General features: G+C 69.5%; 23 protein-coding genes. 12 read left to right on the plus strand and 11 right to left on the minus strand.

The genetic code is table 11. From position 1 onward, the window contains the following. Positions 1–28: 28 nt before the first annotated feature. Together MTAB308_RS08265 and MTAB308_RS08275 are read right to left on the minus strand one after the other, a co-directional pair. Positions 29–268: a redoxin NrdH gene (locus tag MTAB308_RS08265; RefSeq protein ID WP_066909125.1), complete on the minus strand. Its 240-nt coding sequence runs from the start codon at positions 266–268 to the stop codon at positions 29–31. 529 nt (positions 269–797) lie between these two features. Continuing rightward, a complete protein-coding gene (locus MTAB308_RS08275) occupies positions 798–1,355 on the minus strand; it encodes an NAD(P)H-dependent oxidoreductase (RefSeq protein ID WP_425436221.1) in 558 nt (185 codons plus the stop codon). Between the two features lie 90 nt (positions 1,356–1,445). Here MTAB308_RS08275 and MTAB308_RS08280 point away from each other — a divergent pair, with 90 nt between their 5' ends. Together MTAB308_RS08280 and MTAB308_RS08285 are read left to right on the plus strand one after the other, a co-directional pair. Further along, positions 1,446–2,048: a TetR/AcrR family transcriptional regulator gene (locus MTAB308_RS08280; RefSeq protein WP_077100056.1), complete on the plus strand. Its 603-nt coding sequence runs from the start codon at positions 1,446–1,448 to the stop codon at positions 2,046–2,048. After that, a complete protein-coding gene (locus MTAB308_RS08285; protein ID WP_077099036.1) occupies positions 2,045–3,079 on the plus strand; it encodes a DNA polymerase IV in 1,035 nt (344 codons plus the stop codon). The genes MTAB308_RS08280 and MTAB308_RS08285 overlap by 4 nt, the downstream gene beginning before the upstream one ends. Here the strand turns inward: MTAB308_RS08285 and MTAB308_RS08290 are convergent. Together MTAB308_RS08290 and MTAB308_RS08295 are read right to left on the minus strand one after the other, a co-directional pair. After that, complete coding sequence (locus tag MTAB308_RS08290; protein ID WP_077099037.1) at positions 3,041–3,955, minus strand: SDR family oxidoreductase; 915 nt, start codon at positions 3,953–3,955, stop codon at positions 3,041–3,043. The two genes, MTAB308_RS08285 and MTAB308_RS08290, sit on opposite strands and share 39 nt — an antisense overlap. An 18-nt stretch (positions 3,956–3,973) precedes the next feature. Next, a complete protein-coding gene (locus tag MTAB308_RS08295) occupies positions 3,974–4,543 on the minus strand; it encodes a TetR/AcrR family transcriptional regulator (protein WP_083746530.1) in 570 nt (189 codons plus the stop codon). Between the two features lie 201 nt (positions 4,544–4,744). Between MTAB308_RS08295 and MTAB308_RS08300 the strand changes: the two genes are divergently transcribed. Further along, entirely contained in the window at positions 4,745–6,226 is a 1,482-nt protein-coding gene (locus MTAB308_RS08300; protein ID WP_077099039.1) for a cytochrome P450, read from the plus strand. A 7-nt stretch (positions 6,227–6,233) separates the two neighbouring features. Here the strand turns inward: MTAB308_RS08300 and MTAB308_RS08305 are convergent, their stop codons facing one another. The 4 genes from MTAB308_RS08305 to MTAB308_RS08320 form a co-directional block, all read right to left on the minus strand. Beyond that, entirely contained in the window at positions 6,234–6,740 is a 507-nt protein-coding gene (locus tag MTAB308_RS08305) for a 2-isopropylmalate synthase (protein WP_077099040.1), read from the minus strand. Positions 6,741–6,939: 199 nt separating this feature from the next. Continuing rightward, entirely contained in the window at positions 6,940–7,944 is a 1,005-nt protein-coding gene (locus tag MTAB308_RS08310) for an anti-sigma factor RsbA family regulatory protein (RefSeq protein ID WP_077099041.1), read from the minus strand. Between the two features lie 108 nt (positions 7,945–8,052). Then, entirely contained in the window at positions 8,053–9,495 is a 1,443-nt protein-coding gene (locus tag MTAB308_RS08315; RefSeq protein WP_077099042.1) for a FadR/GntR family transcriptional regulator, read from the minus strand. A gap of 8 nt (positions 9,496–9,503) precedes the next feature. Further along, the gene (locus MTAB308_RS08320) at positions 9,504–10,697 is read right to left on the minus strand and encodes a thiolase family protein (protein WP_077099043.1); all 1,194 of its coding nucleotides are present in this window, start codon (positions 10,695–10,697) and stop codon (positions 9,504–9,506) included. 63 nt (positions 10,698–10,760) lie between these two features. On the opposite strand from MTAB308_RS08320, the gene MTAB308_RS08325 reads away from it, so the two are divergent. Continuing rightward, positions 10,761–11,093, plus strand: a complete 333-nt coding sequence (locus MTAB308_RS08325; RefSeq protein ID WP_077099044.1) for a Zn-ribbon domain-containing OB-fold protein — start codon at positions 10,761–10,763, stop codon at positions 11,091–11,093. A gap of 81 nt (positions 11,094–11,174) precedes the next feature. Here the strand turns inward: MTAB308_RS08325 and MTAB308_RS08330 are convergent, their stop codons facing one another. Further along, positions 11,175–13,340 carry an acyl-CoA dehydrogenase family protein gene (locus MTAB308_RS08330; RefSeq protein WP_077099045.1) on the minus strand — a complete coding sequence of 722 codons (2,166 nt, stop codon included), beginning with the start codon at positions 13,338–13,340 and terminating at the stop codon, positions 11,175–11,177. Positions 13,341–13,453: 113 nt separating this feature from the next. Continuing rightward, positions 13,454–14,212: an SDR family NAD(P)-dependent oxidoreductase gene (locus tag MTAB308_RS08335; RefSeq protein ID WP_077099046.1), complete on the minus strand. Its 759-nt coding sequence runs from the start codon at positions 14,210–14,212 to the stop codon at positions 13,454–13,456. A 112-nt stretch (positions 14,213–14,324) separates the two neighbouring features. Here MTAB308_RS08335 and MTAB308_RS08340 point away from each other — a divergent pair, with 112 nt between their 5' ends. Both MTAB308_RS08340 and MTAB308_RS08345 read left to right on the plus strand, forming a co-directional pair. Then, complete coding sequence (locus MTAB308_RS08340; protein WP_077100057.1) at positions 14,325–15,857, plus strand: ATP-dependent DNA ligase; 1,533 nt, start codon at positions 14,325–14,327, stop codon at positions 15,855–15,857. A gap of 50 nt (positions 15,858–15,907) precedes the next feature. Next, entirely contained in the window at positions 15,908–18,151 is a 2,244-nt protein-coding gene (locus MTAB308_RS08345; RefSeq protein ID WP_077099047.1) for a carbon starvation CstA family protein, read from the plus strand. Here MTAB308_RS08345 and MTAB308_RS08350 read toward each other — a convergent pair. Further along, positions 18,148–18,537, minus strand: coding sequence for a SpoIIAA family protein (locus MTAB308_RS08350; RefSeq protein WP_077099048.1), 390 nt, complete (start codon positions 18,535–18,537; stop codon positions 18,148–18,150). The genes MTAB308_RS08345 and MTAB308_RS08350 overlap by 4 nt on opposite strands. Positions 18,538–18,758: 221 nt before the next feature. Here MTAB308_RS08350 and MTAB308_RS08355 point away from each other — a divergent pair, with 221 nt between their 5' ends. The 6 genes from MTAB308_RS08355 to MTAB308_RS08380 all read left to right on the plus strand — a co-directional run bounded on the left by MTAB308_RS08355 (position 18,759) and on the right by MTAB308_RS08380 (position 24,980). Further along, the gene (locus MTAB308_RS08355; RefSeq protein WP_157900926.1) at positions 18,759–19,049 is read left to right on the plus strand and encodes a hypothetical protein; all 291 of its coding nucleotides are present in this window, start codon (positions 18,759–18,761) and stop codon (positions 19,047–19,049) included. Between the two features lie 203 nt (positions 19,050–19,252). Then, positions 19,253–20,779, plus strand: a complete 1,527-nt coding sequence (locus MTAB308_RS08360) for an Hsp70 family protein (RefSeq protein ID WP_077099050.1) — start codon at positions 19,253–19,255, stop codon at positions 20,777–20,779. 26 nt (positions 20,780–20,805) lie between these two features. Next, entirely contained in the window at positions 20,806–21,633 is an 828-nt protein-coding gene (locus MTAB308_RS08365) for an oxidoreductase (protein ID WP_077099051.1), read from the plus strand. Between the two features lie 132 nt (positions 21,634–21,765). After that, positions 21,766–22,542 (plus strand): enoyl-CoA hydratase/isomerase family protein, encoded by a 777-nt coding sequence (locus MTAB308_RS08370; RefSeq protein ID WP_077099052.1) that lies wholly within the window; start codon positions 21,766–21,768, stop codon positions 22,540–22,542. Beyond that, complete coding sequence (locus MTAB308_RS08375; protein ID WP_077100058.1) at positions 22,539–23,684, plus strand: CaiB/BaiF CoA transferase family protein; 1,146 nt, start codon at positions 22,539–22,541, stop codon at positions 23,682–23,684. The genes MTAB308_RS08370 and MTAB308_RS08375 overlap by 4 nt, the downstream gene beginning before the upstream one ends. Beyond that, entirely contained in the window at positions 23,685–24,980 is a 1,296-nt protein-coding gene (locus MTAB308_RS08380; protein WP_077099053.1) for an acyl-CoA dehydrogenase family protein, read from the plus strand. The last annotated feature ends 2 nt before the right edge of the window (positions 24,981–24,982 follow it).

Here is a 24,982-nt window from a genome sequence, read left to right on the forward strand (position 1 = left end):
ACCGCAACCTCCTTACCTGACGTCCCGCCTACGCGCTGAGCGCCGACCCCGCGAGGGCCTTGATGCGATCCGGCCGGAAGCCCGACCAGTGGTCGTTGCCCGCCACCACCACGGGTGCCTGCAGGTATCCCAGCGCCATCACGTAGTCCCGCGACTCCGCGTCCAGCGTGATGTCCACCTTCTGATAAGCGATGCCCTGCTTGTCCAGGGCCTTGAAGGTCGCGCTGCACTGCACGCACGCCGGCTTGGTGTAGACGGTGATGCTCATGGATGCCGCTCCTTTGCGGAAGGTGGGGACGTGTTACGGACTGGCAACTACTGGGGTACTGCAACAAACTCTGTCTTCGCTGTGTTCGGCGGCCCGTCAGGGCCCCACCTTCCCGTCGTCCGGCGGTCCGCGTCGGAGCAGCTTGCTTCGACATCTTCGAGCCGATTCGGGGAGGTCCCCCAAGCCCGGCCAGCCTGGGGATCCTGGGATCTGCCGGTGCTCGAAACACTACACCTAGTGGCCGACAAGTTGTCCAGATACAAGATGTTCTGAATAACAATTTTGAAATTCGCTGGTCGTAAGGCCTCCGCCCGGGACACGCCCGGCGTGTCGCAGGTCACATCTTCATCAAGGAGTTCCACGCGCACCGGTATATCACCGGCCACCGACAGCGCCGGCACGATCGCGATCCCGCGGCCGCCGCCACCGGGCGGCCAGCAAAGCCGCCAGGCCGAGCTGGCGGCTTTGGCCATCCGGTTGCCGAAACGGTGCTGGTGGCCGGCGGACGGCTTGTTCGTTGTCGCTAAATTCAGCCCACTTCGGCGGCGAGCTTGCCGACGACGTCGCGCACGTTCGCCGTCAGCTCGGGGTGTTCGGCGGGCGTGCTGCCGTCGAGGGTTTTGAACGGCACCGAGAGTTTGATTGAGTCAACCACCCGGGCGCCCGCGATCCCGAACGACTTGCGGGTCTCGTCGTGCGCCCACACCCCGCCGTACTGGCCGAAGGACCCCCCGATGACCGCCAGCGGCTTGCCCTTCAGCGCTCCGTCGCCGAACGGGCGGGACAGCCAGTCGATCGCGTTCTTGACGACCGCCGGAATGCTGCCGTTGTACTCCGGCGTGACGACCAGGGCGGCGTCCGCGTCGGCCGCCGCGGCGCGCAGCGCGACCACCGGGGCCAGCGGCGGCGCGCCTGCGGTCATGGCGTCGTCGATCTCCTCGTTGTAGAACGGCAGCTCGCCCAGCCCTTCGAAGATCGTGACGGTGACGTCGCCTGGAGCGACGGACGCCGCCAGCTCGGCGATCTGGCGGTTGATCGACGCCGCACGCAGGCTGCCCACGAAGGCCAAGACTCGTATCCCTGCCACTGTTTCGTTCCCTTCGGTCGTTGGTCTATATCTTTGCACGGGCCAACCGGACTCTGGTCCGGTTTATTCCGGCGGCGTTAAAGTGCAGTGGTGCGCGCTGTCGAGCCACTGGGCGAATTGCCCGTGTCCGTTCCGCAAGAGCGGGGCGACGCGGCGCGCAACCGAGCCCTGTTACTGCAGGCCGCCCGCGCCCTGGTCGCCGAGCGCGGCGCCGACGCCGTCACCATGGACGACGTCGCCGCGGCCGCGGGCGTCGGCAAGGGGACCCTGTTCCGCCGGTTCGGCAGCCGCGCCGGCCTGATGATGGTGCTGCTCGACGAGGACGAACGGGCCAGCCAGCAGGCCTTCCTTTTCGGGCCGCCGCCGCTGGGCCCCGCCGCGCCGCCGCTGGATCGACTGGTGGCGTTCGGCCGGGAGCGGATCCGGTTCGTGCACACCCACCACGCGCTGCTGTCCGCCGCCAACCGCGATCCGCAGCTGCGCCACGTGGGCGCCGCCGCGGTGCAACACACGCACGTGCGGGTGCTGCTGGCCTCGGCGCACACCACCGGCGATCTCGACGTCCAGACGGACGCCCTGTTGGCCCTGCTCGATCCGGACTACGTCGAGCACCAACTCAACGGCCGCGGCCGCACCCTGACGGCGTTGGGCGACGCGTGGGAAAGCCTGGCGCGCAAGCTCTGCGGGCGATGACACCGCGCTGGGTCCTGCACGTGGACCTCGACCAGTTCCTGGCGTCCGTCGAGCTGCGCCGCCACCCCGAACTGGCCGGGCTGCCGGTCATCGTCGGCGGCAGCGGCGATCCGGCCGAACCGCGCAAGGTCGTCACGTGCGCCTCGTATGAGGCCCGGGAGTTCGGCGTCCACGCGGGGATGCCGTTGCGCACGGCCGCGCGGCGCTGCCCGGACGCCACTTTCCTCCCGTCGGATCCGGCCGCCTACGATGCCGCCTCCGACGAGGTGATGGGGTTGTTGCGCGACCTGGGGCACCCGGTCGAGGTGTGGGGCTGGGACGAGGCCTACGTCGGCGTGTCGGACGAAGACCCCACGGCGGTCGCCGAACAGATCCGGACGGTCATCTCGTCGGAAACCGGGCTGTCCTGCTCGGTCGGCATCAGCGACAACAAGCAGCGAGCCAAGGTCGCCACCGGCTTCGCGAAACCGGCCGGCGTCTTTGCGCTCACCGACGCGAACTGGATGACGGTGATGGCGGACCGCCCGGTCGACGCGTTGTGGGGCGTCGGGCCGAAGACGGCGAAAAAGCTTGCGGCCCTTGGCATCACCACGGTACGAGAGCTCGCGCATGCCGATGCGGAGCTGCTGACGTCCACGTTCGGCCCGCGCACCGGCCTGTGGCTGTTGCTGCTCGCCAAGGGTGGCGGCGACGCCGACATCAGCTCCGAGCCATGGGTCCCGCGCTCCCGCAGCCACGTCGTCACCTTTCCTCGCGACCTCACCGATCGCGCCGAAATGGACGCCGCGGTAACGGCATTGGCGCGCCACGCCCTCGGCGACGTGCGCGCCGCGGGGCGGATCGTCACCCGCGTCGCCGTCACCGTGCGGACCGCCACGTTTTACACCCGCACCAAGATCCGCAAGCTCGAGGCGCCCACCACCGACCCGCAGACCATCACCGACGCCGCCCTGCGCGTCCTGGACCTCTTCGAGCTGGACCGCCCGGTTCGGCTACTCGGGGTGCGACTCGAGCTGGCGATGCCCGGCTAGCGGAGCCGGGCTGGGCCTCAGCGCGCGCGTGAAGATCACGTTGACCTGACGCATCGCGACGCTGTAGGGCCACCACGCCAGCCGCTTGAACGCGTACAGCGCGCGGATGTCCGGCGACGTATAGATGAGGTACCGGTTCTTTGCGACGCCGGCCAGGATCTTCTCGGCCGCCCGCTCCGGCGAGACGGCGTGACCACTGAAGCGGTCCACCCAGCGCGCGATACCGGGGTCCTCGCGGTCGACACCGGCGATCTCGACCGTGTCCACCAACGGCGTCTTCACCGCGCCCGGCACCACCACCGACACCCCGATGCCCTGGCGCGCCAGGTCGAAACGCAGCACCTCGGACAGGCCGCGCAGCCCGTACTTGCTCGCGCTGTAGGCGGCGTGCCACGGCAACGCGACCAGCCCGGCCGCCGACGACACGTTGACCAGGTGCCCGCCGCGCCCGGCCGCCACCATCGGCGGGACGAACGTCTCGATGACGTGGATCGGACCCATCAGGTTGATCGCGATCATCTTGCTCCACTGCTCGTGGGTCAGGCGGTCGACGGTGCCCCACGCCGACACGCCGGCGATGTTGAGCACCACGTCCATGCTCGGATGCCCCGCGTGGACCTCGGCGGCGAAGGCCGCCACCTGGCCGTAGTCGGAGATGTCGAGCGCGCGGTGGACGGGCACCGCCGCGCCGAGCGCCGTTGCGTCGGCCACCGTCAGCTCGAGACCGTCGGCGTTGCGGTCGGTCAGATACAGCTCGGCGCCGTCGGTGGCCAGCCGCAGGGCGGTCGCGCGCCCGATGCCGCTGGCCGCACCCGTGACCAGACACCGCTTCCCCGTGAAATATCCCCCCGAAGGCCTCGAAAACCCCAGTGCCATGGCCGTGACCCTACCGCCTTACCGCTGCCGGCCACCCCAGAGCGAATGCAGCCACAGCTGCTCGAGCACCCGGACCCGGCGCTCCACGTCGTCCTCGGGGCCGACCAGGATGGAGTCGCCCGTCAGCATCAGCGAGGTGGTGCCCGCCAGGGTGCGCACCAGGGTGGGAATGTCGTCGCTGATCGGGTTGGCGGTCCCGGCCTTCATCTCGGCGTCGACGACCGCCGCGATCTGGCGGAGCACCACCTCGAACTGCCGCTCGAGAATGTCGCGAATCTCGATGTCGGTGTAGCGGGCCACGTTGCAGGCGGTCATCACCGGGTCGTTGTGCGCGTACACCGCGGCGGCGCTGCGGACCATCCGCGTGGCGAACTGCTCCGGCGACTCGCCCGGCTGGCGGGGCGCGAAATACTGGGTCAGCTCCTCGAGTTCCTCGGTCGCGTCGGCCACGATCTGGGCCAGCACCGAGTACTTGGAGTCGAAATAGAAGTAGAAGCCGGATCGGGCCACGCCGGCCCGCTCGCTGATGGTGCTGACCGACAGCTCCGCGAACGGCTTTTCCTCGAGCAGGTCGCGCACCGCCTGCATGATCGCCTGCCGGTGCTTGTCACCCCGCCGGCGCACGCCCGGTTCGCCCGGCTCCGGATTGGCGGCGCTGCTCACCCCCCGACCTTGCACCACGCCGTGGGAAAAGCAAACTTGACAGCCGTCAAGTTTTTCCCGAAGGATGGGAATCAGTGACCGCTGTCACCCGTCCCCGGGCCTGCACAGGAGCGCAAAGGAGCCTCAATGGCCGCCACCATCAGCACCCCGCACTACCTGCTCGACCAGGCGCGGCGCCGGTTTACACCGTCGATCAACAACTTTCCCGGCATGGGGTTGGTCGAACGCAGGTTGCTGAACACGCAATTCCCGGAGCGCAAACTCGCCGAGCCGCCGCCGGGCAGCGGGCTCAAGGCGGCCGTCGGCGACGCGGGCCTGCCGGTCATCGGCCACATCATCGAGATGCTGCGTGGCGGACCGGACTATCTGCTGCACATGTACCAGACCAAGGGGCCCGTGATCTTCGGGGACTCGCCCGTCCTTCCGGGCATCGCCGCGCTGGGCCCGGACGCCGCCCAGGTCATCTACTCCAACCGCAACAAGGACTACTCGCAGCAGGGCTGGGTCCCGGTGATCGGGCCGTTCTTCCACCGCGGGCTGATGCTGCTGGACTTCGAAGAGCACCTGTTTCACCGGCGGATCATGCAGGAGGCGTTCGTCCGGTCCCGCCTGGTCAGCTACGTCGAGCAGATGGACCAGGTGGTCTCCCAGACGATCGCCAACGACTGGGTGGCCAATGACGCGCGCTTCCTGCTCTACCCGGCGATGAAGGAGCTGACGCTCGACATCGCGTCGATGGTGTTCATGGGCCACGAGCCGGGCACCGACCACGAACTGGTGACCAAGGTGAACAAGGCGTTTGCGATCACCACGCGGGCGGGCAACGCCATCATCCGCACTCCCGTGCCGCCGTTCACCTGGTGGCGGGGTCTCAAGGCGCGCGAGCTGCTGGAGAACTACTTCCGCGAGCGCGTCAAGGAGCAGCGCGCGAACCCCGGCACCGACCTGCTGTCCGTGTTGTGTCAGACCGAGGACGAGGACGGCAACAAGTTCTCCGACGAGGACATCGTCAACCACATGATCTTCCTGATGATGGCCGCGCACGACACGTCGACGTCGACGGTCACCACGATGGCCTACAACCTGGCCGCGCACCCGCAGTGGCAGCAGCGCTGCCGCGAGGAATCCGACCGGCTCGGCGACGGGCCGCTCGACATCGACTCGCTGGAGAAGCTGGAGTCACTCGATTTGGTGATGAACGAGTCGATCAGGCTGGTGACGCCGGTGCAGTGGGCGATGCGCCAGACGGTCCGCGACACCGAGCTGCTGGGCTACTACATTCCGAAGGGCACCAACGTCATCGCCTACCCGGGCATGAATCACCGGCTGCCCGAATTGTGGACGGACCCACTGAAATTCGACCCGGACCGGTTCACCGAGCCGCGCAACGAGCACAAGCGACACCGCTACGCGTTCACACCGTTCGGCGGCGGCGCGCACAAGTGCATCGGAATGGTCTTCGGGCAGCTGGAGATCAAGACGATCCTGCACCGCCTGCTGCGCAGGTATCGGCTCGAGTTGCCCCGCCCGGGATACCAGGCCGAGTGGGACTACGGCGGCATGCCGGTGCCCAAGGACGGCATGCCGATCGTGCTGCGGCCGCTCTAGGCGCCGATCAGGCGCCGAGCAGCCGGTTGGCGCACGCGATCACCGCGCGCAGCGCGGCCTGGGCCGGGTCCTCCGCGAGGCCCATCGCCCATTCGGTGCGAATCCCGTTGCTGCCGTGGATGAACGTCGCGGTGATGCCGCCGGAGCGCAGCTGGTGAAACCTCAACGTCTCCACCGTGATCCCGCGCTCGTGCAGCATCGCGGTCAGCGCGGCGATCGGACCGCTGGCGGCGACCGAACAGGTTCCGAGCTGATCGCCGACGGCGATCGTGGCCCGATAGTTGCGGGCCTGCGGGCCGAGGCGCCCGGCCGGCCGCTCGGTGTCGGTGCAGGCGAACTGCCCCAGCCGAACCGGGCCGGCGCCCTGACAGTAGCTGGCGACGAAGCTCTCCCAGGACATCGCGTCGGCCTCTGCCCGCAGACCGCGCGGCAAGTCGGCGCCGAAGTGGTGGGCGAACCACGCGGCCGCCGGGCACTCGCGCGCCGAGGGGAAACGGGAGGGGGATAAAGCCATGGTTTCGGTCTTCTCTGATCAGAGGGGCGACCGACGGTAGTAGCTTCCGACCCACAGCGGGGGGTCGGTCTGGGATCAGACCCCGCTGCGGGTGCTGGCTACTACGGCACGCTGAAGAAGACGCACGAGCGCGACGATAGACGCCCGCGGGCCGGCGGCGCAAATTCATTTCGCGCGGTGGGGCATGCCCCCCGGCGACTCAGCCGTTCGGCCCCTGCGACTGCTCGAACCGCAGATAGGCCTGGATCGTCGTCCCGTTCGATGTGGTGTGTGTGCGCACCAGATCCGATATCGCGTTGACCAGGTACAGGCCGCGACTGGCCGGGGAGCTGGGGCCCGGGTCCAGGCGCCCGACCAGCGGGTCGTCGAACCGTCCGGTGTCGCGAGCCTCGCAGACCAGATGCTCGTCTTGGCGCCAGAAGGCCAGCCGGCAGGCGCCGTCGGTGTACATCAGGCTGTTGGTGGCCAGCTCGGTCGCGATCAGTTGCAGATCGTCGATCCCGTCCTCGGACATGCCCACCCAGCCCGCGTAGCTGACGGCGAACGAGCGGGCGGGACTGAGGTCCGCGGACTTGCGGACCAGGTATGTGACGGCCCCCGGGTTGGCATAGAGCGGCCGGTTGCAGCGCTCCAGGGCGTCCTCGGGCGCGTACTCGGCGCTGCGCTGCAGCGCACCCCGGTTCCACAGGAAGGGGTGGGTCGCGCGGGCCTCCACCAGCAGCTGGTCATCGAGCCGGCTCGCGTCGTAGAGGCACAACTTCGTCACCGGGTAGCCGTCGAGCGCCTCGTTGACCAGCGCCTCGTGCTCGACGCAGGCGACGAACTCGTCGTCGCTGCGTCCCGGCCAGGCCAGCTGGCTCACGATCCGCACCCGCCGGTCGGGATGTTCGTCGACGAAGGAACCCTCCATCGCCATGAACCGGCTCGGGTTGCGACCGACCTCGGCGATGTCGGCCATGCGCAACTCGGCCGTGAATCCGCCGACCGAGCCGGACAAGGCGTCGTGCAGCAGGGCCAGCTTGTCGTCGGGCACCGCCACCAGGACGGCCTCGTCGGCACTCAGACCGTCGAGCACGAAGCGCGCCACAGACTCCAGATAGTCCCGCTGCGAAGAGTAAAGGAACGCGGAATGGACGAAACCCGAGCGGCCGGCTTGCGTCCCCTTCAAGCCCCCCGGCATTCCAGCGCTGTCGCTGTCGATCACTACTGCCAACCCCCTGCTGGACCGGCCGTCTACATTCCCCCTCCCCATACCCGATAAGGATCTTCGATATGCAAACGAGCGGAACGGGTCGCGCCGCGGGGGCGGTCGCTACAACCACCAGGAGGCCGCGGCGTCCAGATGCCGGCGGATGCGGTACCGGGCGAGGCTGTCATCGCCGGCCTTGATCGCCTGCAGGATCCGCGCATGGGCGTGCTCGACGGCGGCCACGTCGTCCCACGTCGGCTGGGACTGCCCGGTGCTGGACCAGTGCCGGCGAAACACCTCGATGACGATCCGAAGAAACAAGTCGAGCAGCGCATTGCCGGCCAGTTGCGCCAGGCCGAGGTGGAACCGGATCTCGTCGACCATAGCCTCGGGGGCCTCGCGAACGCCGCCCTCGTGGGCGCCCCGGTTCGCATCCAGAAAGGCCGCCACCTCGGAATCGGTGCGCCGCTTGACGACTCTGGCGACGTTGTCGATCTCGATGGCATCGCGGACGCGGCGCAGGTCCTCGCCGGTGGGCTTGCGGTACTGCAGGTACAGGGCGATGGTGTCGATGCTCGCCTCGGCCCGCGGGCGGGTGACGATCAGCCCACCACCGGGCCCGCGGCGCATCTGCGCCACGGAGTGATATTCGAGCAAACGCACCGCTTCCCGGAACACCGCGCGGCTCACCCGGTACCGCTCCAACAGGGCGGTCTCGGTCCCGAAGACCGAACCGGCCTGCCAGTCGCCGTCGGCGATCTCGTCGCCGATGGTGGCCGCCAGCATCTCGGCGAGCTTGCCCTGCGGCGCATCGCCGTCGAGCCGCCGGCGGGGCGCGCGCGGGCGGCCCTTGCCGCCGGGGTGATGCCGCTGCAGCCAGGCGGTGACCGCTTCGACGTGCCGCTCGGAGAGCGACCTGGCCCGCGCCGCGTCGCCGGCGGTGACGGCGGCGACGATCTCGGCGTGGTGCTTGTGCATGTGGTCGACCGCCTCGATGGCTTCGGTTGCCGAGTCGGTGCGCGACTGCAGGGCGTATCGGGTGGTGAGCCTGATCAGGATGTCGATGAACAGTTGCAGCACCGGGCTCTTGGATTGCCCCGCCAGCGCGATGTGGAACTCGTCGCGCGGCGCCGGCATGCCCGGCCGCCAGTGCCGCTGCGCGCGCAACACCGCGCGCAAGCGGTCGATGCCGACTTCGTCGATCCGCTCCGCGGCCAGCGAGGCCGCCAAGGGCTCCAGCACCAGGCGCGCGTTGAGCAGGTCGACGAGCGTGGTGCCGACGTACTGCAGATAGATGACGACGGCGCGGGTCGCGGGGCCGGCGTCCGGCTCGCAGATCAGCAGCCCGCCGCCCGGCCCACGGCGCATTCGGGCCACCTGGTGGTGTTCGACGAGGCGAACGGCCTCCCGCAGCACCGAACGGCTGACGCCGTAGCGCTGTTGCAGAGCCTGTTCGGAGCCCAGCGATTCACCGACGGTCCAGCCGCGACGAACGACGTCCGCTTCGATGTGGCGGGCAACCTGTGCGGCGAGTTTGTCCGCGGGGCCGGAATCGCGCTGTGCCACAAGTTATCTCAGCATGTGAGCAGCATGCATCCGGCGACGGGCCCGCCACCCACGGTGACCACGCCGACCTCGGGGCGTTTCGAGACCTGGCGTTCCCCCGCCTCGCCGCGCAGCTGCAGGCACCCTTCGTGCAGGGCCCAGTAACCGTGCATGCGCCCGGCCGAGAGCTGACCGCCGTAGGTGTTCAGCGGCAGTTGGCCGTCGCGGGCGATCCGCGCGCCGCCCTCGACGAACGGCCCGCCCTCGCCGTCGCCGCACACCCCGAGGGCTTCCAGCCAGGCCAGGGTGAGATACGTGAAACCGTCGTACAACTCGGCGACGTCGAGGTCGGCCGGCGTCAACTGCGTGCGTGACCACATCTGCGCGGTCGCATCCGACATCGCCATCTTGGGGTAGTCGGCGCGGTGGAACCAGCCACCGGCACCGTCGGATCCGCCGATCGCCTCGACCGCCACCGCGCGGTGCGGGCAGTCGCGGCCGTACTCCGCGTTCGACACCACCACCGCGATCGAGCCGTCGATCGGGACGTCGCAATCCAGCAGCCCGAACGGCGTGGACACCGGGCGCGCTCCCAGGTAGTCGGCCATGGTCATCGGATCGCGGTAGACCGCAAGCGGATTCAGCGCGGCGTTGCGCCTGCCGTTGAGCGCCAGCCAGCCCAGCTGTTCCTTGGTGGTCCCGTACAGCTCCATGTGCCGGCGGCAGTTCAGCGCCAGCCAGTTCGCGGCCGAATAGGCGTGCGCCGCAACCAGATCGTTGACGTCGTCCATCGCGCCGACCGCCGGGCGCGGCGCCCCTTCCGGCGCCTCGAACATGCGCGCCAGCGGTTGGGCGGGCGCGTTCTCCTGCGGTTTGACGGGTACCGTGCCGCCGAGCATCTGAATCGTCCGGTACACCACGACATGGCGGGCGCGCCGTTCGGCCACCGCGCGGCACGCCGACATCACCGGGCTCAGCAGTCCGCCGGTTCCGAAGCCTGCTCCGCAGTCGGCCGCCTCGATGCGCAGTTCGGCGTTGACGTCCGCGGCGGGCGTGTCGCCGAGGGTCGCGATTCCGTCGATGTCACCCGCGCCCAGGCCGGCGTCCTCGATGGCCGCCCGCACCGCCTCCATGGTCAGCTCCAGGCCGGGAATGCCGGTGCGACGGCCTATTCGCGAGATGCCGACCCCGGACAAGATCGCGTCCTTCTCGAAATAGGTCATACGCACCGCCCGTCCACACGAACCGCCACCCGCTTCGAATCAATAGAGTGTACTGTATTGGGGGTGCCGGGCCAGCTGCTCATCGAACATTGCGACACATGCGCGCGCTGGGTTCACCCCGCGGCCGGCGAATGCCGCGACTGCGGCACCCCGCTGGTGGCGCGAGCCGTGTCCGGCCGCGGCACGGTGTTCACCTACACGGTCAATCACCACCCGTACAACCCCGACATCGCGACCCCCTACGTGATCGCGATCGTCGAGCTCGCCGAACAGAGCGGGTTGCGGGTGGCGGCCAACATCGTTGGCTGTGAGCCCGATTCGGTGACGTGCGGGATGCCCGTCGACATCCGGCCCGAGAAGGGTAGCGGCGGCGCGCCCCAATTCGCGCCGGCCTAACCCGCCAGGTGCCAGCGTGCGCAAAATGCCGGTCCGCGCGGCGTGTCGTTGTGCAAACACGCCCGCTCGCCGGCCAAACAGCTAGTTGATCAGCGGGTCGCGCGGCATGCCGAGGATCCGCTCGGCGATCTGGTTGCGGGTGACCTCCGAGGTGCCGCCGGCGATCGACATGCCGCGCGCCCCCATGATCATGCGGCTCGCCAGCGCGCCCTGCCCGTCGGCGAGGGCGACCTCGGGCCCGAGCAACGCCGCCGAGATCGCGGCGCCGTCCACCATGTGTTCGGCCAGCTTGAGTTTGGTGACGTTGCCTTCCGGTCCCGGGCCCGCCCCTTCGACGCTGCGGGCGACGCGGCGCAGGTTCAGCAGCCGCAGCGCGTGGTCATCGGCCAGGTAGTTGCCCACGCGGATGTTGGCCCCCGCCAACTGATCCGGCCGCTGCCTCGCGAGCTCGATCAGCATGTCCGCCAGACCCTCGTAGAACGAACCGCTGCCGCCGATGCTGACGCGCTCGTTGCCGAGCGTGGCACGAGCGACCGTCCACCCGGTGTTGGGCTCGCCGACGACGTCCTCGTCGGGAACGAACAGGTCGTTGAAGAACACCTCGTTGAAGTCCGAGCCGCCGGTGATCTGCCGCAGCGGCCGCACCTCGACCTCGGGCGCCTTCATGTCGACGATCACCGTGGTGATGCCGGCGTGCTTCGGCGCCTCCGGGTCGGTGCGCACGGTGGCCAGCCCCCGCGCGCAATAGTGCGCCCCGCTGGTCCACACCTTCTGCCCGTTGATCTTCCAACCACCGTCGACCCGCGTGGCGCGGGTCTTGATGGACGCCGCGTCCGATCCCGCGTCCGGCTCGGAGAACAGCTGACACCAGATCTCGTCTTTGCGCAGCGCCTTCTCCACGAATCTTTCGATCTGCCAAGGCGTTCCGTGCTGGATCAGGGTCAGGATCACCCAGCCCGTGATCCCGTAGTCGGGCCGCTTGATGCCCGCGAGGCGGAACTCTTCCTCGATCACCAATTGCTCCACCGCGTCGGCCCCGCGGCCCCACGGCCGGGGCCAGTGCGGCATCACGTAGCCGGTCTCGATCAGCCTGTCGCGCTGCGCCTGCTTGTCCAGGGCGGCGATTTCGGCGGCGTCGGCGTGGATGCGGGTGCGCAGCTCCTCGGCCTCGGGCGGCAGGTCCAGGCTGTTCTCGCGCACGGCGCCGGCCGCGGTGCGTTCGAAGACGTCGGCGGCCGGCGCGTCCCCGCCGAACAGCGCCGCGGTCACCAGCGATCGGCGCAGGTGCAGGTGGGCGTCGTGCTCCCAGGTGAAGCCGATGCCGCCGTGCACCTGAATGTTGAGTTCGGCATTGCGCGCATACGCCGGGAAGGCCAGCGCGGCGGCCGCGGCGGCGACGAGGCGGAACTGGTCCTCATCCTCCGCCGCCGCGCGCGAGGCGTCCCACACCGCGGCGGTCGCCGACTCCGAGGCCACCAGCATGTTGGCGCAATGATGCTTGACGGCTTGGAAAGTCGCGATGGTGCGGCCGAATTGCTGGCGTACCTTGGCGTAGTCGACGGCGGCCTCCACACAGTCGGACGCCCCGCCGACGGCCTCGGCGGCCAGCAGGGTGCGCGCGCGGGCCAGCGCCGATTCCCGCGCCCCCGGCACGATGTCGTCGGAGCCGACGCTGACGTTGTCCAGGCGGACGCGCCCGGAGCGCCGCGTCGGATCGAGGTTGTCGGGTACGTCCACCGAGACACCGGACCGGCCGCGCTCCAGCAGCAGCAGGTCGTCACCGGCGGCGATCACCAGCAGGTCGGCCAGCCCGGCACCCAGCACGATCCCGGCGTCGCCGTTGGCCGCGCCATCGGAGACTGCGACCTCGCCGCCCAGGCCGATTCCCGCGGTGACGGTGCCGTCGATCAGGCCGGGCAGCAGCCGCGACTTCTGCTCGGGCGTGCCGTCTTTCGCAAGCACCGCCGACGCGATCACGGTCGGCACGAACGGCCCCGGCGCCACGGCGCGGCCGAGTTCCTCGACGACCACGACGAGTTCGGGCAACCCATAGCCGGAGCCGCCGTGTTCTTCGTCGACGTGCAACCCGAGCCAGCCGAGCTCCACCAGGTTGTGCCAGAACGGAGGCCGGGATTCGTCGGCCGCGTCGAGCAGGGATCGGGCCGCCCAGCGCGCCTTCTGCGCGGTCAGGAACGCGCGGGCTACCTCGGCGAGTTCGCGGTGGTCGTCGGTCAGTGCGATACCCATGAGGGGCCTCCTCGCGCCGCTGCCGGGGGTGACTGCCTGCCCCGCTCCGAGGGGGAGCGGGGCGGCTGCCTAAAGAGTGTACTTATTCCCCGAGGCGGCCTGGGCGGGGGTGCCTACTTGGGCGCGAAGCGCTGCCCGGCGTCCAGCCGCAGGCACTGGCCGTTGAGCATCGGGTTGTCCACGATGGCCGCCACCAGCTTGGCGTACTCCTCGGGGCGCCCCAGGCGTTTCGGGAAGGCCGCGTCCTTGGTGAGCGCCGCCGCGAATTCATCCGGAATGCCCTGGGTCAGCCCCGTGGCGAACAGGCTCGGCGCGATCGCCAGCACGCGGATCCCCAGCGAACCCAGGTCCCGCGCCATGGTCAGGCACATGCCCGCGATGCCCGCCTTCGCCGCGGTGTAGGCCACCTGCCCGATCTGGCCCTCGAACGCCGCGATCGACGCCGTGTTGATGATGACGCCGCGCTCTTCGTCCTCGGGTTCGTTCTTGGCCATGTGGGCGGCCGCCAGCCGGCTGATGTTGAAGGTGGCGATCAGGTTGAGGTCGATGACGGACTGGAAGGACTCCAGGTCGTGCGGACCGTTCTTCGTCATCGTCCGCTTGGCGATGCCGCCGCCGGCGGTGGTGATGACCACATGCAGGCCGCCGAGCTTGTCGACCGCGCTCTGCAGCGTCTCCTCGGTGCCGGCGAAGTCGGTGACGTCGACCGGGTAGAACGAACCGCCGACGGCCTCGGCGACGGTCTTGCCGTCGGAGCCCTCGCGGTCGAGGATTGCGACGTCGGCGCCCCGTTCGTGCAGCAGTTCGGCGCTGGCGCGACCCATCCCCGACGCGCCGCCGATGACGACGACCTTCTTCCCGTTGATCTCCATCCGGGCCTCCTTTTCCAGGCTTGTCAGAATCCGTGAAATTTGTAACGTTAGCTACGCACGCTAGCGTGTCCGTCCTGCCGGGTTGTCGGCGAGCCATGCCAAGCTGAGCGGCGTGCGCCTCCTGGACGTCGCAAGCACATCGCTTAACGTCGGCGGCACGTCGTCGCGGCTGACCAAGGTCGCCCATATCGCCGACCTGCTGCGCCGCGCCGCCGCCGACCCCCAGGCGGTGGCGATCATCGTCTCGTGGCTCTCGGGTGAGCTGCGCCAACGCCAGATCGGCGTCGGCTGGGCGTCGTTGCGCTCCCGGCCGCCGCCGGCACCCGAGCACCCCACGCTGACCGTCGCCGGGGTCGACGCCGCCTTCTCCGAGATCGGGGCGGTGTCGGGCAAGGGGTCGCAGGCGCGGCGCGCCGAACTCCTGAACGCGTTGTTCGCCGCGGCCACCGAAACCGAGCAGGCGTTTTTGGTGCGGCTGCTCGGCGGCGAGCTGCGCCAGGGGGCGCTGGCCGGGATCATGGCCGACGCCGTCGCCAAGGCCGCCGGTATCCCCGTCGCGTCCGTGCAGCGCGCCGCGATGCTGGGCGGCGATCTGCCGGCCGTCGCGGCCGCCGCCCTGTCGGGCTCGGCCGCGGCCCTGGACGCGTTCACCCTGCGGGTGGGCCGCCCGGTCAGCCCGATGCTGGCCCAGACCGCGACCGGTGTGGCCGATGCGATCGAACGCCACGACGGCACAACGATTTTCGAGGCGAAGCTGGACGGGGCACGCGTGCAGATTCACCGGGCCGGCGACGAGGTCACGGTATACACCCGCAGCCTCGACGACGTCACCGCCCGGCTGCCGGAGATCGTCGAGGCGACGCTGGCGCTGCCGGTCACCGATCTGATCGCCGACGCCGAGGCGATCGCCCTGCGGCCCGACCGCTCACCGCACCGCTTCCAGGTCACGGCCTCGCGATTCGGCCGGTCCGTCGATGTGGCGGCCGCGGTTGCCGCGCAGCGGCTTTCGGTGTTCTTCTTCGACGTTCTGCACCGCGACGGCTCCGACCTGCTGGACGCGCCGACCACCGATCGGCTGGCCGCCCTGGACGCGCTGGTGCCGCCCGCGCAGCGCGTCGACCGGTTGCTGACGTCGGACCCCTCGGCGGCCGCCCGCTTCCTGGACGCCACCCTGGCCGCGGGCCACGAGGGGGTGATGGCCAAGGCGCCCGGCGCGCCGTACCTCGCGGGGCGGCGCGGCGCGGGCTGGCTCAAGCTCAAGCCGGTGCACACGCTGGACCTGGTGGTGCTCGCCGTGGAGTGGGGTTCCGGGCGCCGTCGCGGCAAGCTCTCCAACATCCACCTGGGCGCGCGGGATCCGGCCACCGGCGAATTCGTCATGGTGGGAAAGACTTTCAAAGGAATGACCGGCGCGATGCTGGACTGGCAGACGGCCCGGTTCAGCGAGCTCGCGGTCGGCGCTGCGGACGAGTACGTGGTCAACGTGCGCCCCGAGCAGGTGGTCGAGATCGCCCTGGACGGCGTGCAGAAGTCGTCGCGGTATCCCGGTGGGCTGGCGCTGCGGTTCGCCCGGGTGGTGCGCTACCGCGACGACAAGGGCCCGGCGGAGGCCGACACCATCGACGCCGTGCGCGCGCTGTACTAAAACACGCCTGCAACAGGCATTGTCGGTTTTGCGCGCGTAGGGTTTCCGCCGTGACAGTCGAAGAGCATGACAAAGACGTCAGCTTCATCCGCACCGATCAAGACCTGCCGCCCGTCGCGATCATCGACCGGTCCCCCATCACGCTGCGCCACAAGCTCTTCTTCGGGGCGATCGCGGTCGTCGGCGCCGTCGCGTGGGCGATCATCGCGTTCGTTCGCGGCGAGACGGTGAACGCCGTCTGGTTCGTGGTCGCGGCGATCTGCACCTACATCATCGGCTACCGGTTCTACGCGCGCTTGATCGAGATGAAGATCGTCCGGCCGCGCGACGAGTACGCCACTCCCGCCGAGGTTCTCGACGACGGCACCGACTACGTGCCGACCGACCGGCGCGTGCTGTTCGGCCATCATTTCGCCGCCATCGCCGGGGCCGGGCCCCTGGTGGGCCCCGTGCTGGCCACCCAGATGGGCTACCTGCCGGGCGCGATCTGGATCGTCATCGGCGCGGTGTTGGGCGGCTGCGTCCAGGACTACCTGGTCTTGTGGATCTCCACCCGGCGCCGCGGCCGCTCCCTGGGCCAGATGGCCCGCGACGAGCTGGGCGCGGCCGGCGGCGCCGCCGCCCTGGTGGGGGTCCTCGCCATCATGGTGATCCTGATCGCGGTGCTGGCGCTGATCGTGGTCAAGGCGCTGGCCGAAAGCCCCTGGGGGGTGTTCTCCATCGCCATGACCATCCCCATCGCCCTGTTCATGGGCTGCTACCTACGGTTCATCCGGCCCGGGCGGGTGACGGAGGTTTCGGTGATCGGCTTCGCGCTGCTGCTGATCGCCGTCGCGTCCGGCAACTGGGTGGCCGAAACATCTTGGGGCGCAGCCTGGTTCACCCTATCCCCGGTCACCCTGTGCTGGTGCCTGATCGTCTACGGCTTCGCCGCGTCGGTGCTGCCGGTGTGGTTGCTGCTCGCGCCCCGCGACTACCTGTCGACCTTCATGAAGGTCGGCGCCGTCGCCTTGCTCGCGATCGGCATCTGCATCGCCCGGCCGGTCATGCAGGCGCCCGCGGTGTCGCACTTCGCCGCCAAGGGCAACGGACCCGTGTTCGCCGGCTCCCTGTTCCCCTTCCTGTTCATCACGATCGCGTGCGGGGCGCTGTCCGGATTCCACGCGCTGATCTCGTCGGGGACGACGCCGAAGCTGCTGGAAAAAGAGGGGCAGATGCGGGTGATCGGCTATGGCGGCATGATCACCGAGTCGTTCGTCGCCGTCATGGCGCTGATCACCGCGTCGATCCTCAACCAGCACCTGTACTTCGCGCTCAACGCGCCGGCCGCGCGGACCGGCGGCACCGCGGCCACCGCCGCGGACTACGTCAACTCACTCGGCCTGTCCGGCGCCCCGGCCACCGCCGGCCAGATCGGCCGGGCCGCCGCCGACGTCGGCGAGAAATCGATCGTGTCGCGCACCGGCGGGGCGCCGACGCTCGCGTTGGGCATGTCCGACGTCCTGCAGCGCGTCTTCGGCGGCGCCGCGCTCAAATCCTTTTGGTACCACTTCGCGATCATGTTCGAGGCGCTGTTCATCCTGACCACGCTCGACGCGGGCACCCGGGTCAACCGCTTCATGCTCTCCGACGCGCTGGGCAACTTCGGCGGCCCGCTGGCCAAACTGCGGAACCCCAGCTGGCGCCCCGGCGTCTGGCTCTGCAGCCTGGCCGTGGTCGCGGCGTGGGGCAGCACCCTGCTGATGGGCGTGACCGATCCGCTGGGCGGCATCAACACGCTGTTCCCGCTGTTCGGCATCGCCAACCAGCTGCTCGCGGGGATCTCATTGACCGTCATCACCGTGGTGGTCATCAAAAAGGGCTTGCTGAAGTGGGCGTGGATTCCGGGGATGCCGCTGCTGTGGGATCTGGCCGTCACGCTGACGGCGTCGTGGCAAAAGATCTTTTCGGCGGATCCGGCCATCGGCTACTGGGCACAACATTCCCAGTACCTGGCCGCCCGCAGCGCCGGGAAGACGGCATTCGGTGCGGCGAAGAACGCCCACCAACTCGACGAGGTCATCCGGAACACCTTCATCCAGGGCACCCTGTCGATCCTGTTCGCCCTGGTCGTCGTGATCGTGTTCGCGGCCGGAACGGCCGTCGCCTTCAGGGCGATTCGCGGCGGCGGCCGGCCGCTGACGGAGGAGGAGCAGGTGCCGTCGAAACGGTTCGCGCCGTCGGGTCTGATTCCCACGCCCGCCGAGCGGGAGTTGCAACGGCAATGGGACGCGGTCCCGACCCGTAGCCGCTAATCGCGCTTGCCGTTCGGCTGCGCAATCCATTGGCGCGCATCATCGGCATTCGCGTCGTCAAACGTGCGGTACCGCCCGGGCCAGAGAAAACCAAAGAGCTCACTGAATCTGGCCATCTGCTTGACCCATTCCACGTCGCTGACGATCGCGCAGCGATCCCAGTCGAAGTAGTGGCCGATACCGAACTTGGAATCCGCCCAGACTGCGCCCGGGCCGAAACTGACGAAGTCGGGGGCGATCTCGAGGTAAATCCCCACCCGTTCGTGCCGGCGCAGCTTGTCCTCAAAGCCGGGTATGAGCACCGTCTCGTAATCGGCCTTGGTCACGTGCCCGTGGAAACGGAACGCGGCGACGTCGTCGGGGAAATCCCCGAGCAGCTCGATCACGACGCCTCCTGCACAAGCACATTTGCCCGTGACGTCATCGTCGCCGCGCCCGGCGCGGCGGCCTAGGGGCCAAAGTCATCGGTCGTCGCGCCGGGTGGCCACGCCACGCGGCGGTTGAGGTAGTCGACTACGCATGCCACGGGGTGATCGTCGACCGTACGGTAGGAACGCCAAAGACCATATCGCCCGGTCAAGGCGCCACATCGGAAAAGAGGTAGACGATGTTGGTATCACCAACGGGCCTCGACGAGCCCATCACTCAACAGCACGCGGCTGCGCCGGTGGAGGTGTCCCCCGCCGAGGTTCTGATCAGCACCCAGCAGGTGGTGTTCGGCACCGCGACCGCCCTGGGGGTGGTGCGCCGCAGAAGCATCGGCGGCCGGCTGGTTGCCAGCGCGCGGCGAATCCTCACGACCCCGACCGATGCATCGGTCTCGGAGCGAAGGCACTACCCGAAGCATTACGGGTTTCTCGAGAATTCGCTCATGGCACGCGAAATGGAACGATTATGAACGTTGTCCTCGCACTTGCGTCCGCGATGCTGATGGTGTTGGCCGCCAAGGGGATCTACAGCCTGCAGTGGTGGCTCGAGCGGAGCGACTACATCCGTCATTTCGAGGATTGACCGCCCCCCGCCCGGACGGGATGCCGCGGCGGCACGCCGGAGGAAAAAGTTCGTGCCGAAATCCCCTGCAGCCTCCTAGAATTGTGCGGAATGAGGGTCGGCATCGACTTTGGCACCACCCACACCGTCGTTGCGGCCGTCGACCGGGGCAACTATCCGGTCATCTCGTTCGACGGGCTGGACGCCTGGCCCTCGATCATCGCCGCCAACGCCGACGGGGAGCTGCGGTTCGGGGTGGACGCGGCCGCCGTGCGCCACCAGGCGGGCTGGTCGGTGCTGCGCTCGTTCAAACGCCTCCTCACCGAGGCCGGACCGCAGACCGAGGTGAACCTGGCCGGCCGCAACCATCGGCTGGCCGACCTCCTCACCGGCTTTCTGGCCCAGCTGAAACGCGACCTGCAGCGCCGCTCCAACGCCACCCTGGCGCCGGGCGAGACCATCGAGGCCGCGATCAGCGTGCCCGCCAACGCCTCCAGCGCCCAGCGGCTGCTGACGCTGGACGCGTTCGTCGCCGCGGGTTTCCACGTCGTCGCGCTGCTGAACGAGCCGTCGGCCGCCAGCCTCGAGTACGCCCACAGGTACCGCTCCACCATCACCGCCCGACGGGAGTACGTCCTCGTCTACGACCTCGGCGGCGGCACGTTCGACGCGTCGCTGCTGAAGATGACCGGACACGAGAACGAGGTCGTCCTCAGCGAGGGCATTCAACGCCTCGGGGGCGACGACTTCGACGAGGCGATCGTGGACCTCGTCCTGGCCCGGCTGAACCTGCAGCAGGTGGATCCGGCCACCCGCGAGCTGCTCATGCAGGAGTGCGCCGCCCGCAAGGAGGCGATCGGGCCCCAGACGCGCCGTTTCCTGGTGGACCTCACGGGCGTCGGCGCGGTCGACCGGCCCCCGTTCTCCTGCGGCATCGACGACGTCTACTCCGTCTGCGCGCCGCTCGTCGACAAGACGACCGAACTGCTGGACCGCGTCCTGCACGCTCCCGCTCCGGGCGGCAAGGACGTGGCCTGGTCCGAGGTGGCGGGCATCTACGTGGTGGGTGGGGCCGGGGGCTTCCCGCTGGTTTCCCGAATGCTGCGCACGGCGTTCGGCGAGAAGCGGGTCAAGCGTTCCCCGCACCCGTTCGCCGCGACGGCGATCGGCCTCGCGGTCTTCCTCGACAAGGAGGCGGGTTTCGCGCTGTCCGAACGCTTTTCGCGGCACTTCGGGGTGTTCCGCGAGGCGCGGGCCGGCACCGACGTGGTCTTCGACCCGATCGTGCCGAAGGACGCCTCCCTGCCGGTGGACGGCCGCACCCCGCTGGTCGTGCGGCGCACCTACCGCGCGGCGCACAACATCGGACACTTCCGCTTCGTCGAGTGCAGCCGCCTGGTCAACGGGCGACCCGACGGCGACGTGACGCCCTACGATCCCGTCCTGTTCCCCTTCGACCCGGCCCTGTACGACCGGGACGACCTCGGTCGGCAACCCGTCGGCCGCTGCAGCGACGGGCCCGATGTCGAGGAGCGCTACGTGGTCGCCCCCAGCGGCGCGGTGGAAGTGACGCTGACGACGCACCCGGCGGGCTTCAAACGCACCTTCCGGCTGGAGCGCTGCGCGGCGGCGTCGTAGGCCGAACGGCTGAACGGAGACACCGAATGTCGACCTGGCTGATCACCGGCTGCTCGACGGGACTGGGCCGCGCGCTCGCCGAGGCCGTCATCGCCGCCGGCCACAACGCCGTCGTCACCGCGCGCGACGTCGCGAAGGTCGCCGACTTGGCCGAGGCCACGCCGGAGCGGGTGCTGGCCGTGGCCCTCGACGTCACCAAGCCCGCGCAGGTCACCTCCGCCGTGCGCCGGGGCCACGAGCGGTTCGGCGGCCTCGACGTCCTGGTCAACAACGCCGGCTACGGCTACCGGGCCGCCGTCGAAGAGGGCGACGACGCCGAGGTCCGCGAGTTGTTCGAGACGCACTTCTTCGGCACGGTCGCGATGATCAAGGCGGTGCTGCCCGGCATGCGGGCGCGTCGCAGCGGCGCGATCGTCAACATCTCCTCGATCGGCGCGACAGTGACGCCGGTGGGATCCGGCTACTACGCGGCGGCCAAGGCCGCCATCGAAGGCATCAGCGGGGCCCTGCGCGGCGAGCTCGCACCGCTGGGCATCTCGGTGACGGTCGTCGAACCCGGCGCCTTCCGCACCGACTTCGCCGGTCGCTCGCTTGCCCAGTCGGCCGCGGTCATCGACGACTACGCGGGCACCGCCGGGCAGCGGCGCAAGGAAAACGACACCATGCACGGCAACCAGGCCGGCGACCCCGCCAAGGCCGCCACCGCGATCATCGCGGCGGTCGAGTCCAGCGAGCCGCCGGGGTTCCTGCTGCTCGGCCCCGACGCCCTGGCCATCTACCGCCACGTCGCGGACGCGCGCGCCGCGGAGATCGCGACATGGGAAGAGCTGACCAGCGGCACCAATTTCGACTGAGCTCGACCGCGCAGCGCCGGGATCCCATGGGGCCACCGTGGCGGATGTGGAACGCGCGCCTCTCGCGATAATCCCTTCGCCATTTAAGAGAAGGTTATTCTCCTGGGCCGAGAGACGCTTTACGATCGGTGGGTGCCGCACACGCTGGAGCTCGACCGCCCGCGCGACGGCGTCGTCGTCGTACGGCTGAGCCGCCCGGAGCGGCTCAACGCCATCAACGAGGCCATGCAAACCGAATTGGGCCGGGCCCTGGGCGATTTGGCGGACGATTCCTCGGTGCGCGCCGTCGTGCTCACCGGCGCCGGCCGCGGCTTTTGCGCCGGGATCGACGTGCGCGACTTCGGGCCCGGCGTGCCGGAGGCGACCGCCCCGGCGCTGGATCGGATGCGGTTCCAGGAGAGCATGGCCGCGCTCGCCGAACGGATCCGCGAGCTGCCGCAGCCCGTCATCGCCGCGGTCAACGGCCCCTGCGTCGGCGCCGGGTTCGCGCTGTGCCTGGCCGCCGACATCCGAATCTGTTCGGCGGCGGCCTCGTTCGGCAACGGGGCGATCCTGCTCGGGCTGTCGGGAGCCGAGATGGGCATGAGTTACCACCTGCCCCGCATCGTCGGCACCAGCGTCGCGGCCGACTGGATGCTCACCGGACGCACGGTCCCGGCCGGCGAAGCCGAGAGGCGGGGCCTGGTCAGCGAGGTCGTCGAACCCGATCGGTTGATCGACCGCGCCGTCGAGTTGGCGTCGCTGATCGCCGGCCTCGCTCCGCTCGGCGCGCAACTGACCAAGCGCGCACTGCAGGTCAACACCGACGCGGCGAGCCTGTCGGCGGCACTGGAATTGGAGAACCGCAACCAGGTGATCGCGCATGCGACCGAGGAGGCGGCCGAGCGCCGCGCGAAGTGGGCCCGGTGACCGGCCCGCTGAACGGCGTCCGCATCGTGATGATGGGCGGCCTGGGCCCGGCACCTTTTTGCGGAATGCTGTTGGGGGACTTGGGCGCCGACATCGTTCGCATCGACGCCCTCGCGGGTGTGGACGGTGCGCTGCCCATCGACTACACGGTCCGGCGCAGCCAGCGGTCGCTGGCCGCCGACGTCAAGGATCCCCGCGGCACGGAGCTGGTGCACCGCTTGGCCGCCGGCGCCGACGCCTTCGTCGACGTGTTCCGGCCCGGTGTCGCCGAACGGCTGGGCATCGGGCCGGATGCCCTGCGCGAGCGCAATCCCCGCCTGGTGTATGCCCGCATGACGGGCTACGGGCAGGACGGGCCCCTGGCCGGGCGCGCCGGCCACGACATCAACTACATCGCCCTGGCCGGAGCCCTGCACGGCATCGGCACCGCCGAATCACCCATGCCGCCACTGAATCTGGTCGGGGACTACGGCGGCGGCGGGATGCTCCTGGCGGTGGGGTTGCTCAGCGCGATTCTCGAAGCCCGCCAGTCGGGGGAAGGGCAGGTTCTCGACGTGGCGATGGTCGACGGCGCCTCGACGCTGATGGCGCCGTACTTCGGGATGGTCGCCGCCGGCACCTGGCGCGACCACCGCCAGGACAATCTGCTCGACGGCGCCGCCCACTTCTACGGCACCTACGCCACGGCCGACGGCGGCCACGTCGCCGTCGGCGCGATGGAACGCAAGTTCTACGCCGAACTGTGCGCTCGCCTCGGCGTCGACGTACCCCAGGATGACGACCGGCCGGCGACGTGGGCCGCCCACCGCGGCGAGCTGGCCGCGCGCTTCGCCGAGAAGACCCGCGACGAGTGGGAGCGGATCCTCGATTCGCCGGGATGCTGTGCGACGCCCGTGCTTTCGCTGAACGAGGCACCCCGGCATCCCCACGCCGCGGCGCGCCGGGCCTTCATCGAGGTCGACGGCGTCACGCAACCCGCGCCCGCGCCGCGCTTCTCCCGCAGCCGGCCCGCGGCGCCCTCGGGTCCCGCGCTGCCCGGCGACCATACCGGCGTGCTGCTGCGCGAGCTGGGACTGGACACCGAGGCCATCACCGAACTCGTGGACTGTGGCGTGGTGGCACAGAGCAAGAGGGGACGATAAATGTCGTGGGACTTCTCCACCGACCCGCAGTGGGCCGAGCAGCTGGCATGGGTCGAGGAGTTCGTGCGCAGCGAGTGCGAACCGATCGACCTGATTGTCAAGGAATCTCACGACCTGGGCGATCCCGTGCGGCAGGCCCTGATCCCGCCGCTGCAGGAGGTCGTCAAGGAACGCGGCCTGTGGGCCACCCACCTCGGGCCGCACCTCGGCGGCCCGGGCTACGGCCAGGTGAAGCTGGCTCTGCTCAACGAGATCCTGGGCCGCTCGGAGTGCGCGCCGATCGTCTTCGGCTCGCAGGCCCCCGATTCGGGCAACAGCGAAATCCTCGCCCACTACGGCACGCCCGAACTCAAGGCGCGCTACCTCGAGCCGCTGCTGGACAACCGCATCGTGTCCTGCTTCTCCATGACCGAACCGCAGGGCGGCGCGGATCCCAAGGTGTTCCGCACCACCGCGGTGCCCGATGGCGATCACTGGATCATCAACGGGGAGAAGTGGTTTTCCTCGTTCGCCTCGATGGCGTCGTTCATCATCGTGATGGCCATGACCGATCCCGACGCACCGCCGTATCAACGCTACTCGATGTTCGTCGTGCCGGGCGACACCCCCGGCATCAACGTGCTGCGCGATGTCGGCCTGGGGTACCAGCCGCCGGGCGGCGGGCGCGAAGGGTACGTCCGTTACGAGAACGTCCGGGTGCCCGCCGACCACATGCTGGGCCCGCGCGGCGGGGCCTTCGTCGTGGCCCAAACCCGCTTGGGCGGCGGGCGAATTCACCACGCCATGCGCACGGTCGGGTTGGTCCGGCGCATCTTCGACATGATCTGTGAGCGGGCGGTGTCGCGTTACACCCAGGGCGAGGTACTGGCCGACAAGCAGCTGGTCCAGGAGATGGTCGCCGACTCGTGGATGGAGATCGAGGCCTTCCGGCTGCTGACCCTGCAAACCGCTTGGAAGATCGACCAATTCAACGACTATCACGCGGTGCGCGCCGACATCTCGGCGGTGAAGGCGATGATGCAGAAGGTGCTGCACGACGTGTCGGCGCGGGCGCTTCAGCTGCACGGGTCGCTGGGCACCACCCACGAGATGCCCTTCGTGCAGTACCTGGTGGAGTCGTTCGTGCTCGGCCTGGCCGACGGTCCCACCGAAGTGCACAAGGTGACGCTGGCCCGCCTGTTACTCAAAGACCGCCCTCCCGCGCCGGACCTGTTTCCCTCCGAGCACCTGTTGCGGCTGCGCGCGGCCGCCGAGGCGAAGTTCGCCGACCGGCTGGCGGGCATCCCGCGCGGGTAGCC

It is taken from the genome of Mycobacterium terramassiliense (assembly GCF_900157385.1).
Taxonomy (GTDB): domain Bacteria; phylum Actinomycetota; class Actinomycetes; order Mycobacteriales; family Mycobacteriaceae; genus Mycobacterium; species Mycobacterium terramassiliense.

Excerpts from the sequence above, each read along its gene's own strand:
- MTAB308_RS08265 (WP_066909125.1), bottom strand. The coding sequence starts at position 268 with ATGAGCATCACCGTCTACACCAAGCCGGCGTGCGTGCAGTGCAGCGCG.
- MTAB308_RS08285 (WP_077099036.1), top strand. The coding sequence starts at position 2,045 with ATGACACCGCGCTGGGTCCTGCACGTGGACCTCGACCAGTTCCTGGCG.
- MTAB308_RS08290 (WP_077099037.1), bottom strand. The coding sequence starts at position 3,955 with ATGGCACTGGGGTTTTCGAGGCCTTCGGGGGGATATTTCACGGGGAAG.
- MTAB308_RS08295 (WP_083746530.1), bottom strand. The coding sequence starts at position 4,543 with ATGCAGGCGGTGCGCGACCTGCTCGAGGAAAAGCCGTTCGCGGAGCTG.
- MTAB308_RS08300 (WP_077099039.1), top strand. The coding sequence starts at position 4,745 with ATGGCCGCCACCATCAGCACCCCGCACTACCTGCTCGACCAGGCGCGG.
- MTAB308_RS08305 (WP_077099040.1), bottom strand. The coding sequence starts at position 6,740 with ATGGCTTTATCCCCCTCCCGTTTCCCCTCGGCGCGCGAGTGCCCGGCG.
- MTAB308_RS08320 (WP_077099043.1), bottom strand. The coding sequence starts at position 10,697 with ATGACCTATTTCGAGAAGGACGCGATCTTGTCCGGGGTCGGCATCTCG.
- MTAB308_RS08330 (WP_077099045.1), bottom strand. The coding sequence starts at position 13,340 with ATGGGTATCGCACTGACCGACGACCACCGCGAACTCGCCGAGGTAGCC.
- MTAB308_RS08335 (WP_077099046.1), bottom strand. The coding sequence starts at position 14,212 with ATGGAGATCAACGGGAAGAAGGTCGTCGTCATCGGCGGCGCGTCGGGG.
- MTAB308_RS08355 (WP_157900926.1), top strand. The coding sequence starts at position 18,759 with ATGTTGGTATCACCAACGGGCCTCGACGAGCCCATCACTCAACAGCAC.
- MTAB308_RS08360 (WP_077099050.1), top strand. The coding sequence starts at position 19,253 with ATGAGGGTCGGCATCGACTTTGGCACCACCCACACCGTCGTTGCGGCC.
- MTAB308_RS08365 (WP_077099051.1), top strand. The coding sequence starts at position 20,806 with ATGTCGACCTGGCTGATCACCGGCTGCTCGACGGGACTGGGCCGCGCG.
- MTAB308_RS08380 (WP_077099053.1), top strand. The coding sequence starts at position 23,685 with ATGTCGTGGGACTTCTCCACCGACCCGCAGTGGGCCGAGCAGCTGGCA.